Source organism: Inquilinus sp. CAU 1745 (assembly GCF_039839375.1).
Classification (GTDB): domain Bacteria; phylum Pseudomonadota; class Alphaproteobacteria; order DSM-16000; family Inquilinaceae; genus JBDOQU01.
Genome location: NZ_JBDOQU010000017.1, coordinates 102963 through 118050, shown reverse-complemented (window position 1 = coordinate 118050; position 15088 = coordinate 102963). Strand labels below are relative to the sequence as shown.

Annotated in this window: 17 protein-coding genes; 11 read left to right on the top strand and 6 right to left on the bottom strand. The window is 66.5% G+C overall.

Translation table 11 applies throughout. From position 1 onward, the window contains the following. Positions 1-199 precede the first annotated feature (199 nt). Positions 200-1150: a cation diffusion facilitator family transporter gene (locus AAFN89_RS17880; RefSeq protein WP_347540573.1), complete on the bottom strand. Its 951-nt coding sequence runs from the start codon at positions 1148-1150 to the stop codon at positions 200-202. A gap of 31 nt (positions 1151-1181) precedes the next feature. Continuing rightward, positions 1182-1832 carry a pyridoxamine 5'-phosphate oxidase gene (pdxH, locus tag AAFN89_RS17875; RefSeq protein ID WP_347540572.1) on the bottom strand — a complete coding sequence of 217 codons (651 nt, stop codon included), beginning with the start codon at positions 1830-1832 and terminating at the stop codon, positions 1182-1184. A 158-nt stretch (positions 1833-1990) separates the two neighbouring features. On the opposite strand from pdxH, the gene AAFN89_RS17870 reads away from it, so the two are divergent. Further along, positions 1991-2458, top strand: a complete 468-nt coding sequence (locus AAFN89_RS17870) for an RT0821/Lpp0805 family surface protein (RefSeq protein ID WP_347540571.1) — start codon at positions 1991-1993, stop codon at positions 2456-2458. A 221-nt stretch (positions 2459-2679) separates the two neighbouring features. Continuing rightward, positions 2680-3573, top strand: coding sequence for a J domain-containing protein (locus tag AAFN89_RS17865; RefSeq protein ID WP_347540570.1), 894 nt, complete (start codon positions 2680-2682; stop codon positions 3571-3573). Here AAFN89_RS17865 and AAFN89_RS17860 read toward each other — a convergent pair. From AAFN89_RS17860 to AAFN89_RS17850, 3 genes are read right to left on the bottom strand one after another with little or no spacing between them, the layout of a single operon-like run. Further along, a complete protein-coding gene (locus AAFN89_RS17860; RefSeq protein ID WP_347540569.1) occupies positions 3570-4034 on the bottom strand; it encodes an SRPBCC domain-containing protein in 465 nt (154 codons plus the stop codon). The two genes, AAFN89_RS17865 and AAFN89_RS17860, sit on opposite strands and share 4 nt — an antisense overlap. Beyond that, positions 4031-4369, bottom strand: coding sequence for a metalloregulator ArsR/SmtB family transcription factor (locus AAFN89_RS17855; protein ID WP_347540568.1), 339 nt, complete (start codon positions 4367-4369; stop codon positions 4031-4033). The genes AAFN89_RS17860 and AAFN89_RS17855 overlap by 4 nt, the downstream gene beginning before the upstream one ends. Next, positions 4366-4827, bottom strand: coding sequence for a VOC family protein (locus AAFN89_RS17850; RefSeq protein ID WP_347540567.1), 462 nt, complete (start codon positions 4825-4827; stop codon positions 4366-4368). Before AAFN89_RS17850 ends, AAFN89_RS17855 begins: the two co-directional genes overlap by 4 nt. A 197-nt stretch (positions 4828-5024) precedes the next feature. On the opposite strand from AAFN89_RS17850, the gene AAFN89_RS17845 reads away from it, so the two are divergent. From AAFN89_RS17845 to AAFN89_RS17815, 7 genes are read left to right on the top strand one after another with little or no spacing between them, the layout of a single operon-like run. Further along, the gene (locus tag AAFN89_RS17845; protein ID WP_347540566.1) at positions 5025-6107 is read left to right on the top strand and encodes an ABC transporter ATP-binding protein; all 1083 of its coding nucleotides are present in this window, start codon (positions 5025-5027) and stop codon (positions 6105-6107) included. A gap of 5 nt (positions 6108-6112) precedes the next feature. Then, complete coding sequence (locus AAFN89_RS17840; protein ID WP_347540565.1) at positions 6113-7015, top strand: ABC transporter permease; 903 nt, start codon at positions 6113-6115, stop codon at positions 7013-7015. After that, entirely contained in the window at positions 7012-7800 is a 789-nt protein-coding gene (locus tag AAFN89_RS17835; protein WP_347540564.1) for an ABC transporter permease, read from the top strand. Before AAFN89_RS17840 ends, AAFN89_RS17835 begins: the two co-directional genes overlap by 4 nt. 31 nt (positions 7801-7831) lie before the next feature. Next, positions 7832-8881 (top strand): extracellular solute-binding protein, encoded by a 1050-nt coding sequence (locus tag AAFN89_RS17830; protein ID WP_347540563.1) that lies wholly within the window; start codon positions 7832-7834, stop codon positions 8879-8881. Positions 8882-8906: 25 nt separating this feature from the next. Next, complete coding sequence (locus tag AAFN89_RS17825) at positions 8907-9794, top strand: nitrilase-related carbon-nitrogen hydrolase (RefSeq protein WP_347540562.1); 888 nt, start codon at positions 8907-8909, stop codon at positions 9792-9794. A gap of 48 nt (positions 9795-9842) precedes the next feature. Next, the gene (locus tag AAFN89_RS17820) at positions 9843-11738 is read left to right on the top strand and encodes an ATP-binding protein (RefSeq protein WP_347540561.1); all 1896 of its coding nucleotides are present in this window, start codon (positions 9843-9845) and stop codon (positions 11736-11738) included. After that, a complete protein-coding gene (locus AAFN89_RS17815; RefSeq protein WP_347540560.1) occupies positions 11735-13117 on the top strand; it encodes a sigma-54 dependent transcriptional regulator in 1383 nt (460 codons plus the stop codon). The genes AAFN89_RS17820 and AAFN89_RS17815 overlap by 4 nt, the downstream gene beginning before the upstream one ends. Before the next feature lie 245 nt (positions 13118-13362). Here the strand turns inward: AAFN89_RS17815 and AAFN89_RS17810 are convergent, their stop codons facing one another. After that, on the bottom strand, positions 13363-13845 hold the full coding sequence (locus tag AAFN89_RS17810; protein WP_347540559.1) for a MarR family transcriptional regulator: 483 nt from the start codon (positions 13843-13845) through the stop codon (positions 13363-13365). Between the two features lie 86 nt (positions 13846-13931). On the opposite strand from AAFN89_RS17810, the gene AAFN89_RS17805 reads away from it, so the two are divergent. Both AAFN89_RS17805 and AAFN89_RS17800 read left to right on the top strand, forming a co-directional pair. Then, positions 13932-14111 (top strand): hypothetical protein, encoded by a 180-nt coding sequence (locus tag AAFN89_RS17805; RefSeq protein WP_347540558.1) that lies wholly within the window; start codon positions 13932-13934, stop codon positions 14109-14111. Continuing rightward, positions 14108-15043 carry a DMT family transporter gene (locus tag AAFN89_RS17800; RefSeq protein WP_347540557.1) on the top strand — a complete coding sequence of 312 codons (936 nt, stop codon included), beginning with the start codon at positions 14108-14110 and terminating at the stop codon, positions 15041-15043. Before AAFN89_RS17805 ends, AAFN89_RS17800 begins: the two co-directional genes overlap by 4 nt. The last annotated feature ends 45 nt before the right edge of the window (positions 15044-15088 follow it).

Genomic DNA, 15088 nt, shown 5'->3' with positions numbered 1-15088 from the left:
GCCAGCATACGGTCTACCGATCGGGCGACCTCGAATCCAACGGCCTCCTTCCCGCTCCCATCATAGCAACCATCCAACACACAGGAATCCATGGATCCTTGCCGCTTCACCGGCGGCGAAGGATCGGGCGCGGTCCCGACCGCATCAACACCGCATGGATGCTGGATCGTAGTCCAGCGTGACCATGCCGGAAAGAAAGTCAGGCCCGGCCCTTGGCGATCACGCGGTCCAGCCGGTGGTCGTCCAGTCCCGCCGGTTCCTGGTGGAGGATGATCTCCGCCGAGGGGTAGAATTCCCGCAGCGCGTCCTCCACCGCATCGGCGATGTCGTGGGCGGCCTGGACGGTCAGTGCCCCGTCCACCTCCAGGTGAAGCTCGATGAACGGCACCGTGCCGGAGGAGCGGGTGCGGAGGTCGTGTAGCCCCTCCGCCCCTTCCACGCCGATCACGATCTCCCGGATGCGCTTCCGGTCCTCCCGCGAGAGTTCCTTGTCCATCAGCACGTCGAAGGAGCCGCGGCCGATCTTCGCGGCGTTGAACAGCAGGTAGCCGGCGATCCCCGCCGCCGCCAGGGAATCGAGCCACGCCGCGCCCGTCGCCTGATAGGCCAGCAGGGTGGCGATCACCGCGAGATTGACCAGCAGATCGCCCGCATAGTGAAGCTGGTCGGCCCCGATGGCGAGCGAGCCGGTGCGCCGGATGACGTAGCGCTGGAACATCACCAGCCCGAAGGTCATCGCGATCGAGCAGACCATGACGCCGATGCCGATTCCGGTCGCCGTCAGCGGCACGGGATTGATGAAGCGCCCCGCCGCCTGGACGATCAGCACGATGCCGGACCCGCCGATGAAGGCCGCCTGCGCCAGCGCGCCCAGCGGTTCCGCCTTGCCATGGCCGTAGCGGTGGGACCGGTCGGGCGGCCGCAGCGCGTGGCGCACGGTCCAGAACAGGACCAGAGAGGCGATCACGTCGACGATGCTGTCCAGCAGGGAGGACAGGATGGTCACCGAATCCGTCAGCAGCCAGGCGGCCAGCTTGGCGACGGCCAGGGTTGCCCCGACGGCGACGCTGGCATTGGTCGCCAGGCGCTTCAGCCGCGCATGCTCGTCGGCCGGCGCCGGAGCGCCGTTCTCGTCGTCCATGTCGTTCATGGCTGCTTTCTCGACCCCTTCGGGAGCCCGATCAAGGGTAAAGCCGCTCCGTCCGCCAGCGGGCCGGCGTCCCCGCTTCCCGGTGGTAGACCAGCCGGTCATGGAGCCGGAACGGGCGGTCGTGCCAGAATTCGATCCGCGACGGGACGAGGCGGAATCCCGACCAGTGGGGCGGCCGGGGAATGTCGCCATCGCCGAACCTGGCTTCGTACTCCACCACCCGCGCCACAAGCTCCGCCTTGTCGGCCAGGGGGCGGGACTGGTCCGACGCCCACGCCCCGATCCGGGAGCCACGGGGCCGCGTCGCGTAATAGGCGTCCGCCTCCGCCGGCGATACGGGCAGGATCGGACCTTCCACCCGCACCTGCCGGGTCAGCGACTTCCAATGGAAGCAGAGCGCGGCATGGGGGTTGGAGCGCAGTTCTCCGCCCTTCCGACTGTCGAGGTTGGTGAAGAAGACGAAGCCGCGGGGCTCGGCCCCTTCCCCGTCCAGCCCCTTCAACAGCACGATCCTCACCGACGGGCGGCCGTCCGGCGTCGCGGTGGCCAGCGCCATCGCGTTGGGATCGGCCGGCTCAGCCGCCTTGGCGTCGTCGAACCACAGGGAGAACAAGGCGAACGGATCGGCAAGTTCGGGGAGATCATCGCCCGTCTTCCTGCCCGCAAAAGTCTCTGTATCCACAGGATCAAGCCACAGTTGTGTCGAAATCGCTGGCTAGCTTAAGGTTTCGGGACCAATTTTCCACACATCCGTTCACTTCACGGATGGCAATTACAAAAGAGGTCACCCGCAGCCGCCGCCCGGACAGGATGGCGAGCGACCTTCAGGAGGATAGAGAGATGAAGTCCAAAATCGCAATTGCCGCCCTTCTGGCCGGAGCCCTGGTCACCGGTTGCACCACCGGAGGCACCAAGCAGACCATCGGCGGCCTTGGCGGCGCGGTGGCGGGCGGCCTCGCCGGGTCGCAGATCGGCGGCGGCAGCGGCCAGCTCGTCGCGACGGGCGTCGGCGCCGTGCTGGGCGCGTTCCTGGGCAGCGAGATCGGCGCTTCGCTCGACCGCGCCGACCAGCTCGCCGCCCAGCAGACGGCGCAGAACACGTTCGAAACCGTGCCGACCGGCCAGACCTCCACATGGCGCAATCCGGATTCCGGCAATTACGGCACGGTGACGCCGACCAGCACCTATCAGCGCGGCAACCAGTACTGCCGGGATTTCAGCCAGACCATCTATGTCGACGGCCAGGCCCAGACGGCGCGCGGCACCGCCTGCCGCCAGGCCGACGGCTCCTGGCAAGTCGTGAGTTGACGCTTTTCGCCTTCGAGCGGACCTTCGGAACGCCGGGCCTTCGCGCCCGGCGTTTTCCGTTGGCGCCGGCATGTTCGCGGCTTGTTTAAGGAATTGGGAAGAAAAGCTATCGTAGGCGAAGGTCGGAGTCGGCATCGTCTCCGGCGACACCAGATAGTACCCCTATAACGTCGAGCATGGCGGACGCCCCTTCCCCTGGGGCTCGAGCTTCGAGGATGAGGATGCGCGACCCGTACGAGCTTCTCGGCGTGGCCAGGACGGCCAGCCAGGACGAGATCAAGAAGGCTTATCGGAAGCTGGTGAAGCAGCTTCACCCCGACCTCCACCCCGACGATAAGAAGACGGAGCAGAGGTTCCGGGACGTGACCGCCGCCTACGACCTGCTGGGCGACGCGGAGAAACGCGCGCGCTTCGACCGGGGCGAGATCGATGCCGAGGGCAAGGAGCGCATGGATCCCTTCGCCCGAGCCCATGCCGGCGCGCGGACGCGCGCTCGCGGCGCGCGGAGCGGCGCCCATGCCGGCTTCTCCACCGCCGACATCCTGGACGAGGTGTTCGGGCGCGGCGGCTTCCGGCCGAAGGGAGCCGACGTGTCCTACACCCTCAATGTCGGCTTCCGGGAAGCGGCGGGCGGCACGAAGAAGCGCCTGCGCCTGTCCGACGGCCGCACCATCGAGGTGAAGGTGCCGGCGGGGACGCAGGACGGGGCGGTGCTGCGGCTGAAGGGCCAGGGGCTGCAGGGGCTGGGCGGCGGCGCGGCCGGCGACGCGCTGGTGGAGATCAGGCTGGAGGCCGACGCCCTGTTCACCCGCCACGGCAACGACGTTCACCTGGAAGCGCCGATCACCGTGCGGGAAGCGGTGCTGGGCGCATCGATCGAGGTGCCGACCATCGACGGCAAGGTTTCGGTGAAGGTGCCCAAGGGGTCCAACAGCGGCACGCAGCTTCGCCTGAAGGGCAAGGGCCTGCGGGATGGCGCGACCGGCGCCCATGGCGACCAGTATGTCCGGCTGGTCGTCTCCCTGCCCGATCCGGCCGACCCGGACTTCACGAAGTTCGTGGAAGGCTGGAATCCCGCGAACGAGGCCAATCCCCGCAAAAAGGCAGGCTTCTAAAGCCGTCCGCCATAGGCCGCCAGCAGCGCCTGCCACCATTCGCCGTGGCGTTGCAGGAAGATCGCATCGGGGAAGCGGTGGCGGGCGACGTGGACGGTCGGCACGCTGTCCCAGCCGAAATGTTCGACCGTCACGCGCGTTTCGTCGCCCATCGGTTCGAACCGCACCTCCACCCGTGTGACCTGACCTTCCTCGAACGATTCCTGCCGCCAGGTAAAGGCGAGCCTTTCGCCGGGTTCCCAGGCTGTGACGCGCCCGATCTCGAACATTTCCCCGTCGGGAAAGCTTTCGATGAAGCGGCCGCCGGGGCCGGGTTCGAAGGCGAGCCTGCCGGGCGGGCGGGCGGTGAAGGCGAACAGCATGTTCGGCCGCCACCATTGGCCGATTTCCTCCGTGAAGACGGCGAAGGCGCGTTCGGGCGACGCCGCGACGCGGAGCGAGACGAGGATGCGGGAGGTCACGGCGCGCGTTCGACATGCGCCTTGAACGACGCCAGCTGCTCCGTCCAGAGCCGTTCGGTCTGTTCCAGCCATGCCTTCAGATGGGCCATCGGTTCCGGCCTCAGCGCATAGACCCGGACGCGCGCGTCGAATTCGGGATGGGTCTCCTCGACCAGCCCGCTGGCGCGCAGCGTCCGGAGATGGCGGCTCATCGCCGCGGGCCCCAGGCCCGCGGCCTCGGCCAGTTCCCCCGCCCGCCTGGGACGGTCGCGCAGCAGGTCGACGACCAGCCTGCGCCTTGGATCGGCCAGGGCCGCGAGCGTGCGGTCGAGATCGACCGCCGGGGCAGCCGTCACGCCCAGCCCTCGATCTTCAGGCCGCTCGCCCTCTCCGCCTCTTCTCGGGAGACTTCGCGGACGGACTGGCCGAAGGTCCAGACATGGCCTTCGGGATCGCGGGCGGAATAGGTCCGGTCGCCGTAGAACTGGTCCTCAGGCCCTCGCACGATGACCGCGCCGGCCGCCTTGGCGCGGGCGCAATGATCGTCGATCCCGTCCTTGAGCTGGATATGAACGGATTGGGTGTTCTTGCCGCCGACGGAGGACGGGCTGGCGACGCTGTCGGTCCATTCGGACCCGACCATGATGTAGCCGTCGCCGAATTTCATCTCCGAATGGCCGAGATTGCCGTCGGAATCGGTGATGACCATGCTGCGTTCGAACCCGAAGGCGCGTTCCAGCCAGTCGAGCGCCGCGAGCGGATCCTTGTAATAGACGGCCGAGCCGAGGGAGGGCCGGCGGAAAGGGTCTTTCATCGCACGATCTCCCTAACGTTCACAAAAATATTTAACGCATACGGAAACTATTTCGTCAAGTGGTGAGATGAAATATTTCCGTTGCACGCATCGCGTGCGAATCTTTGTACCTTCGCGGGCTTGCCAAGGATTGATTCGGCTTCTCATAATCCGACGGCGCGCCAGGAGGGCGAAAAACGGACCTTTAGAGGGATCGAATGGCGGCTTCACCGGCCATCGGCATCGTTTCAGTCACAAAAATCTACCAAAGCGGCCAGGAAAGCGGCGTCACGGCGCTGGACGGCGTTTCGCTGGACATCGGGGACAATGAGTTCTTCACCCTGCTGGGGCCGTCCGGCTGCGGGAAAACCACCCTCCTGCGCCTGATCGCCGGGTTCGAGGAGACGAGCGGCGGCCACATCCTGCTCTATGGCGAGGAGATCGAGGGCCTGCCGCCGCACAAGAGGCCGGTCAACACGGTCTTCCAGAACTACGCTCTCTTCCCGCATATGACGGTGGAGGAGAATATCGGTTTCGGGCTTGAGATGAAGCGCGCCGGCAAGGAACAGGCGCGGGACCGGGTCGCCCGGATGCTGGAGCTGGTGAAGCTGGGCGGCATGGAGAAGCGGAAGCCGGCGCAGCTTTCCGGCGGGCAGCAGCAGCGCGTGGCGCTGGCCCGCGCGCTGGCGTCCGAACCGCGAGTCCTGCTGCTGGACGAGCCGCTGTCCGCGCTGGACCTCAAGCTGCGGAAGGAGATGCAGATCGAGCTGAAGCGCCTTCAGACTGAAACCGGGATCACCTTCATCTTCGTGACCCACGATCAGGAAGAGGCGCTGACCATGTCGGACCGCATCGCGGTGATGAGCGCCGGGAAGATCCTGCAGGTCGGCGCGCCGCGGGAAATCTACGAGCATCCGACCCGCCGCTTCGTGGCCGATTTCATCGGGGAGAGCAATTTCCTGGCCGCCAGCCTGGACCGGGTCGAGAACGGATCGGCGCGCTATCACCTTTCGGGCGGCGCGGCGCTGATCGGACCGCCGCCGGCAAACGGCGAACGGGAGGTTACGCTGGCGGTCCGGCCGGAACGGGTCGGCTTCCGGACCGACGGCGAGGGGCTGGAGGCGCGGGTCGACAACATCGTCTATTTCGGCACCGACACCCTCTATCACGTCGCCCTAAAGGATAGCGACGTGAAGCTGACCGTCCGGGTCCAGAACCGCGACAGAGCTGGATCGCCTGCGCCAGGCGACGCCATCAGGCTGACGATCGCCCCCGACGCAATCCAGGTTCTGGAGGACTGACCCTCGTGGCGCACCGTTCCTCCCCCTTCTCCCGGCCGCAATGGCTGGTCGCGCCGGCTATCATCTTCATCGCGATCTTCTTCCTGATCCCGCTCGGCCTCATGGCCTATGTCTCGATCCTGGAGAAGGGCCAGTTCGGCGGCGTGACCTGGGGAACCTTCACGCTGGAATCCTATCGCCGGTTCCTGTTCGAGGAGGATTTCCTCGACCCTTCCGTGCTGGTGCTGAACACCGACTATCTGGAGATATTCCTCAGGTCTTTCTGGCTGTCCTTCAGCACCACGATCCTCTGCCTCGCCATCGCCCTGCCGACCGCGCTCTACATGGCGATGCAGCCGGAGAAGTACCGCAACCTGCTGATCTTCCTGGTCACCATCCCGTTCTGGACCAACCTCCTGGTCCGCAACTACGCCTGGATATTGCTGCTGCGGAACGGCGGGCTGATCGACGGCTGGCTGCGGTCGCTGGGCGTCACCGACCAACCGATCGACGTGCTCTATACTGATTTCGCCATCGCTATCGGCCTGACCTACAGCTTCCTGCCCTTCATGGTGCTGCCGATCTACGCCAGCCTGGAGAAGCTGGATTTCCGGCTGGTGGAGGCGGCCTACGATCTGGGCGCCGACAAATGGCGCGCGCTGCGCCGGATCGTGCTGCCGCTGGCGTCGCCTGGCATCGCGGCCGGCTGCATCCTGGTCTTCATCCCCTGCCTCGGCGCCTATGTCACGCCGGACCTGCTGGGCGGCGCGAAGAAGCTGATGATCGGCAACCTTATACAGGCGCAATTCGGATCGGCCCGCAACTGGCCGTTCGGCGCGGCGCTGGCCTTCGCGCTGCTGGGGCTGGTCCTGGTGACGATGATGGCCTACCTGATGCGGTTCCGCACCGCGCCGCAGGTGTCGAAATGAGCCGGATGTCGCCGCTGCGCCGCTTCCCCGGCATGCGCCTGGGGGCGGGCCTGTTCTTCGTCTACCTCTATGTCCCGATCGTCATCCTGATCGTCCTGTCCTTCAACGCCAACCGTTCGGCGACGATCTGGACCGGCTTCACCACCGACTGGTATGGCGTGGTCCTGGCCAACGAGGCGATCGTCCGCGCCGCCTACAATTCGCTGATCGTGGCGACGACGGCGTCGATCGCGGCCACCCTGTTCGCCATTCCGGCCGCGCTCGGCATGTCGCGACGAAACTTCCGCGGGCAGTCGGCGATCAACGGAACGATCGCGCTGCCGCTGCTGGTGCCGGAGGTCGTGACCGCCGTGGCGACGCTGCTGTTCTTCGTGCTGGCCGGCATCCCGCTGGGGCTGGGGACGGTGATCCTGGCCCATACCGTCTTCTGCATCCCCTTCGCCTACCTGCCGATCCGCGCCCGGCTGGAGGGGATGGATCCCCGCCTGGCCGAAGCCGCCGCCGACCTTTACGCCACGCCGTGGGAGGTGTTCCGCCGGGTGACGCTGCCGCTGATGTGGCCGGGCGTGCTGTCGGGCCTGATGCTCGCCTTCATCATCTCGCTGGACGATTTCGTCATCACCTATTTCGTCGCCGGCGCCGGGGCGACCACCCTGCCCGTCTATATCTACGGCGCGATCCGGATCGGGGTGTCGCCGGAAGTGAACGCCACCTCGTCCTTCATGCTGCTGATCTCAATCGCCTTCGTTTCCCTGTCCTTCATCGTCGGCCGGTCACGGAACTGAGGCCGACCCAACAGCCCGAGGAGGCTTCGACATGATCCGTTCAACGACTATCCGTCTGCTGACAGGAACGGCGCTGGCCGCGCTCGCCGCCGGCCCGGCCGCGGCCCAGTCGGGGGAGTTGTTCCTCTACAACTGGTCGAACTACTTCCCGCCGGACCTGCTGGAGAAATTCGAGGAGGATACGGGGATCGCGGTCACGCTCGACATCTACGAATCCAACGAAAGCCTGCTGGCGAAGCTGCAAGCGGGCGCGGCCGGCTACGACGTGATCGTGCCGTCGGACTGGATGGTCGACATCATGATCAAGGAAGGCATGGCGCTGGAGATCAACGCCAGCGAGATGGAGAATTTCGCCAATGTCATGCCGCCGCACGCCGAGCCCTGGTACGATCCGGAACGCGCCTATTCCGCGCCCTATATGTGGGGCACCACGGGCTTCACCTATGACAGCGCGCGGGTGTCGGAGCCGCTGGAGGAAAGCTGGGGCGCGATCTTCGAACCGGGCGAGGAGATTTCCGGATCGATCGCGATGCTGAGCGACCCGGCGTCGGTCTACAACGCCGCCGCCTTCTATCTGGGCGTCGATCAATGCACGGAGGACCCGGAGGTGGCGCTCCAGATCCTGGAGGTGTTGGAAGCGCAGAAGCCCCATGTCGCCCTTTACAATTCCGATGGCGGGATCGACCGAATGATCGCGGGGGAGGTCATCGTCCATATGCAGTGGAACGGTGCCGCGCATCGGATACGCGAGGGACGCCCGACAGTAGTGTATGTCTATCCGAAGGAGGGGCTGGACTTCTGGACCGACAATTTCATGGTCCCTGTCGACGCGCCGAACCCGGAGAATGCCAAGACCTTCATCAACTGGATGATGGCGCCGGAGAATATCGCCATCGCGTCCAACTTCACCGGCTACATGAATGCGATTCGGGGATCGTCTGAATTTCTTGATGAATCCCTGCGAGACGATCCGGCGGTGAACATGCCGGAGGAATATACTGACAGGCTGCGCCCGGCGCAGAACTGCTCAGCCGAAGCCGTGGAACTGCGCGACCGCGTGTGGACGCGGCTGAAATCGTAGCGCCTTCCTGAAATTCGGAGAACCAATGACAAACCCCACCATCGCCCTTTGGGCCACGAACATCGCCCGCCCCTTGAACGGCATCGACGGCTGGCTGTCCCTGATCGACGCCAAGGCCGCGGAGGCGGCCAAGGCAGGGGCGGGAATGCTGGTGATGCCGGAATACAATTCCGCCCATTGGCTGATGTACAAGCCCGCTGGCCTTGCCCGCCATGAGGAGGTGGCCTTCATGGCGGCCGAAGGGGTCCGCGCGCTGCCCGGGCTGCCGGAGATCGCCCGTCGCCACGGCGTCGCGCTGCTGGCGGGCACCATGCCGGCCGCCGACGGCGAAGGCGGGTTCTTCAACCGCGCCCATCTGGTGCTGGAGGACGGGACGATCGTAACCCAGGACAAGCTGTGCCTGACGCCTGCGGAGAAGGACCCTGAGGCATGGTCGCTCACCGCGTCGGACAGGCTGAAGGTGATCGAGTGGCGGGGGCTGAAGGTCGCGATCATGATCTGCCTGGACATCGAACTGCCGGCGCTTGCCGCCGCCGTCGCTGACCGCACGCTGGACCTGATCCTGACGCCGTCGATGACCGGAAAGCCGTCCGGCTACCACCGCGTTTTCGGCTGCGCCAAGGCGCGGGCGGTGGAGTTGCAGACGATCGTCGCGGCGGTCGGGACGATCGGGACCCAGTGGCCGGGCGAGACCAACTATTCCGGCGCGTCCGTCTTCACCCCGTGCGAGGAGGCGCTGGGCTTCACCGGCATCCATGCGTCCGTCGAGCCGACCGGCGATACGGAGGATGACGGGCCGATGCTGATCGCCCGCGACCTGCCCGTCGACACGATCCGCGATCTGCGCGCGGGCGGCGCGGAAGTCTGGCCCGGCGCCTGGAGGGCCGACCGGCTGCGGATCGAGGCCGCCTGAACCCCGCCATGCTGGCGCGCGTCGGGCGCTCCGGCGTAGTGTGCGCCCATGGCGCTGACCTTCCAAACCATGCGGAGCGGGTTCCGGCGACCGCGGGGCTGGTCCCTGGCGGCGCTGGCGCTTGTCGGGCTGCTGTTCGTCGCCCTGACCGCATGGTCGGCGTTCGAACTGGCGCTGAGGCGCAATCTGGCGCGGCTGGGGGACGAGGCCGAGAACCGGCTGACCCTGCTGGACATGACGCTGGAAGCGACCATCGAGGGCTTCCGCTACCTGCCCTTCGTGGTCGCTCAGGCGGAGCCGATCCAGATCCTGCTGGAAAACCCGGACGATCCCGCCGCCGTCGCCGCCGCCAACAACTATCTGTACGGCCTCAACGAGACGACGGCGTCCAACCAGCTCTATGTCATGGACATCAACGGGCTGACGCTCGCCTCCAGCAATTGGCGGGAGCCGGACAGCTTCGTCGGCCAGAACTACACCTTCCGCCCCTACTATCAGGACGCGGTGAGGGACCGGGCGGGGCAGTACTACGCGCTGGGGACCAGCAGCGGCATCCCCGGATACTACCTCTCCCGCCGCATCGACATCGACGGCCGTCCGGCCGGCGTCGCGGTGGTGAAGGTCGATCTGCGGCAGGTCGAGGCCCGCTGGTCACAATCGGACGAGTTGATCGCCGCGATCGACGAGAAGGGCGTGGCCTTCCTCTCCGCCCGCGCCGACTGGCGATACCGGCCGCTCTATCCGCTGGATCGCGAAATCCGCCGCCTTCTGGAGACGACGCGGCAGTACGGACCCGGCTCATCGACCGCCCCGCCCATCTTCGCCTCCCGGCAGGATTGGCGGGGCGCGCAGCTTGTCCGATTCACTGATCCGCCGGAGGAGGATAGCGGGCGCTATGTCCTCTATCGCCGCGCCCTGCCCCGGCACAACTGGTCACTGATGTTCTTCAAGCCCGTCTCCGAATTGGGCTGGCGGTCGATCGGGGCGGGCATCGCGGCTGGAACCGGGGCGATCGCCCTCATCCTGCTGACGGTGGTCGCCTATCAGCGGCACCGCACCACGACGTTGAAGCTGAACGCCCACAAATTCCTGGAGCAGCGGGTGGCGCGCCGGACGCTGGAGCTGCGGGAGGCGAACAGCCGCCTGCGCAGCGAGATGGAGGAGCGGGTCCGGGCGGAGGAGGAACGGCGGGCGGCGCAGGCCGGGCTGATCCAGGCGTCGAAGCTGGCGAGCCTGGGGCAGGCGCTGGCGGGCGTGGCCCATGAGGTGAATCAGCCTCTGGCGGCGCTTCGGACCTACCTCGCCAGCATGAAGATCCTGGTGCGGCGACGGGAGTGGACTACGGTCGACGACAACCTGTCCTCCATGCAGTCCCTGCTGGAGCGGCTGACCTCCCTGACCGGGCACCTCAAGACCTATTCCCGGAAGGAGACGGAGGCGCGCCAGCCGACCGATCTGCGGCAGGTCGTGTCCAACGCCCTGTCGCTCATCGGCTATCGCTTCAAATCCTCCGGTATCGCGCTGACGGTCGACACGCCCGACGGGCCGGTCTATGTGCTGGGCAACGCGATCAGGCTGGAGCAGGTGCTGGTGAACATCCTGTCCAACGCCGTCGACGCCCTGCAATCGGTCGACCGGCGTGCGCTATCCGTCGCTCTGGCCGCGGACGGGGACGAGGCGATGATCACCGTTACCGACACCGGCAGCGGCATCGAAGCCGACCGGCTGGAGCTGATCTTCGACCCCTTCTTCACCACGAAGGAGGTCGGCGAAGGCCTCGGGCTTGGCCTCTCCATTGTATATGGGATCATCAAGGATCTGGACGGAGGGATCGAGGTCAACAGCGCCGTGGGGCGCGGCACGACCTTCCGCATCCGCATCCCCCTTCAGACGATCGCCCAAGAGGGCGCGGCGCGCGAGCGCGAAGAAAGCATGGCGACGTGACACGACTGAATGTGCTGGTGGTCGACGACGAGAAGGTCGTCCGGGATTCCATCATCCAATGGCTGGGCCTGCTGGATTTCGACGTCACGGACGCGCCGGACGCCGAAAAGGGTCTGGCGGCGGCGGAGCGCCTGAAGCCGGACGTGGTGCTGACCGACGTCAAGATGCCCAGAATCACCGGCCTTGAACTGATGCGGTCGATCCGCCGGCTGGACGAGAGCATCTCCGTCGTCCTGCTGACGGCCCATGGCGACATCCCGATGGCGGTGGAGGCGATGCGCGACGGCGCGTTCGACTTCGTCCAGAAGCCCTATATGCCCGAACATCTGGCAGCGGTGCTGCAACGGGCCGGCGAGCAGTGCCGGCTGAAGCGGGAGATCGAGCAGTTGCGCTTCCGTCTGGACGGACGGGAGACGGCCCTGGAAGGCCGGCTGGTCGGCATGTCGCCGACGCTGGCGCGGCTGCGGCAGGCAGTAACCGAACTGGCGGCCATCGACGCCGACGTGATCATCACCGGCGAGACGGGGACGGGCAAGGAGGTGGTGTCGCGGGCTATCCACGATCTCTCCCCCCGCGCCGATGGCCCCTTCGTCGCCGTGAACTGCGCCGCCATACCGGCCGAGCTGGTCGAGAGCGAGCTGTTCGGGCACGAAGCGGGCGCCTTCACCGGCGCACGCGGCCAAAGGATCGGCAAGTTCGAACAGGCGACCGGCGGCACCCTGCTGCTGGACGAGATCGAGAGCATGCCGCTCGCCGTCCAGGCGAAGGTTCTGCGCGTCCTTCAGGAGCGGGTGGTGGAAAGGGTGGGCTCCAACCGCCAGATCAGCCTGGACATCCGCGTCATCGCCGCCTCCAAGGCCGACCTCATGGCCGAAAGCCAGGCCGGGCGCTTCCGGTCCGATCTCTATTTCCGGCTCAATGCGGCGGAGATCGACCTGGCGCCCCTGCGCCGGAGGATGGAGGACATCCCGCTTCTATTCGAACTGTTCGTGGATCGCGCCTGCACCCGCCTCGGCAAGCCGCGCCGAACCGCGTCCTCGTCGGACATCGCCGCCCTCATGGCGCACCGATGGCCCGGCAATGTCCGCGAACTGAAGATGATCGCGGAGCGTTTCGCGCTGGGCCTCTCGGCCACAGGGCGATCGGTGGAGGAAATCCTGCGCCTGGGCGGAACGGCGTCGCATGGCGAAACGACGGGGCTGGCCGATCTGGTGGCCGCCTACGAACGCCGACTGATCGAGATGGCGCTGGAGGAGCATGGCGGCTCGGTCACCGCCGTGATGGAGGCTCTTCAGGTCCCCAGGCGGACCCTGAACGAGAAGATGGTCAAGCACGGCATCGACCGCGGCGATTTCATCGACCGGGCGGGGGACGGGTAGGGTTTCGCCGCCCGCCACCTTCTCACGCTGAGCTTGTCGAAGCGTCTGTGCCCACATGGTTCGACGGGCTCACCATGAGGAAGAGGGGCGCGAACCTTTCCCTTCCTCGTCATTCCGGACTTGATCCGGAATCCATAGGCCATCGCCGCTTCACCGACAGCGAAGGAACGAGCGCGGCCCCAGCTTCCATCGACGCCGCATGGATGCTGGATCGGGGTCCAGCATGACGACGAATGGGGGAAGAATCACCCCACGCTGGCGATCAGCTTCGCCAAAAGGGCCGCCAGCGTGTCCCGTTCCTCAGCCGTCAGGCCGGAGAGGATCTGGTGCTCGTTCTCGACATGGGCGGTCACCGCCTCGTCGATGAGGGCGAGGCCCTTTTCCGTCAGCCGGACGACCACGCCGCGCCGGTCGGTCGGATGGGGTTCCCGCGCGATGAGGCCGGCGCGTTCCAACCGGTCGAGCCGGTTTGTCATGGCGCCCGATGAGATCATCGTCGCCTCGTAGAGCGCGGTCGGCGTCAGCGCGTGGGGCTTTCCCGATCGCCGAAGCGTCGCCAGCACGTCGAATTCCCCCGGCTGCAACCCGAACCGCGCGAATAGCGGGTTTATCCGATCCCGCGTGACGTAGGCCGCTTCGGCCAGCCGTCCCAGGACGGCCATGGGGCTGGCATCCAGATCCGGCCGCTCCCTCCCCCATTGCTCCACCGCTCTCGCCGCACGATCCATTTAACTCACCATAAGTATCTTGACGTAAAGTATCTTTACACTAAAGATTATCGCGAAACCAGTTGCAAGCCAAGGGTGATGGAAAAATGACCAGAGTCGCGGTTCTTGTCGGCAGCCTGCGCCGGGAATCCTACAGCCGGAAGGTCGCCAACGCGATCGCCGGGCTGTTCGATGATGGCGGGAAGCTGGTCAACGACAACACGAAGGCGTTCCTGACGACGTTCGGTCAAGCCTTCGAAGGCTTCATCAGGAAGGCTGCGGCATGACGGACGAAACGGCTGCGCCCGTCGCCACCGGGAAAGGCCCGATGAGTCGGCTTCAGGATTCGGCGTTCGGCCTGCTGCTCGTCACCGGAGGGCTGCTCGGCATGACGCCGCCCTTCGGCAAGCTGGCGGCCGAAGGCGGAATCCCGCCGACCTTGTGGTCCTTCGTCATCTCCTTCGGCGCGGGCAGCGTGCTGCTCTGCGTATTGCTGGCGCGGCGGATGCCCCTCAGACTCACCGCGCACAAGCTGCGCTACTTCGTCATCGCGGCCGCGATCTCCTACGCCATCCCGAACATACTGATGTTCTCCGCCATCCCGCATCTGGGCGCGGGCTACACGGCCATCATGCTGACGCTGTCGCCGGTGGTGACGCTGGTGCTGTCGATCCTTCTGGGCGTGCGCCGGCCCAGCATGCTGGGCGTGGCGGGCATCGCGGTCGGTTTCGCCGGGGCGGTGATGGTGACGATGACGCGCGGCGAGGCCTCCCAGCCGGCGGACCTGTTCTGGGTGGGCATCGGCCTGCTGATCCCGGTCAGCCTCGCCGCCGGCAACATCTACCGGACCAAGGACTGGCCGGAAGGGGCCGGGCCAACCGAGCTGGCGGTCGGCAGCCATCTGGCGGCGGCGGCGATGCTGCTTGCCGGGGTCTTCGCCATCGGCGACGGCGGCTCCTTCGGCAGCCTTCTCGACGCGCCGTTGCTGGTGGTTGCGCAAGTCGCCGCCTCCGCCGCGATGTTCGCCTTCTTCTTCCGGTTACAAGCAGTCGGCGGACCGGTCTATCTGAGCCAGATCGGCTATGTCGGGGCGGCAGTCAGCCTCGTCGCTGGAATCTTCTTCCTGGGCGAAAGCTATTCTCCGCCGACCTGGATCGGAACCGCCATCATCATGGCCGGCGTGATCATGACCACCAGGGCGCAAAGCCGGGCTTCCTGACCGGCTGCCCCGGCGGAATTCCGCCGGGGCACCTCTCGCGCCGGC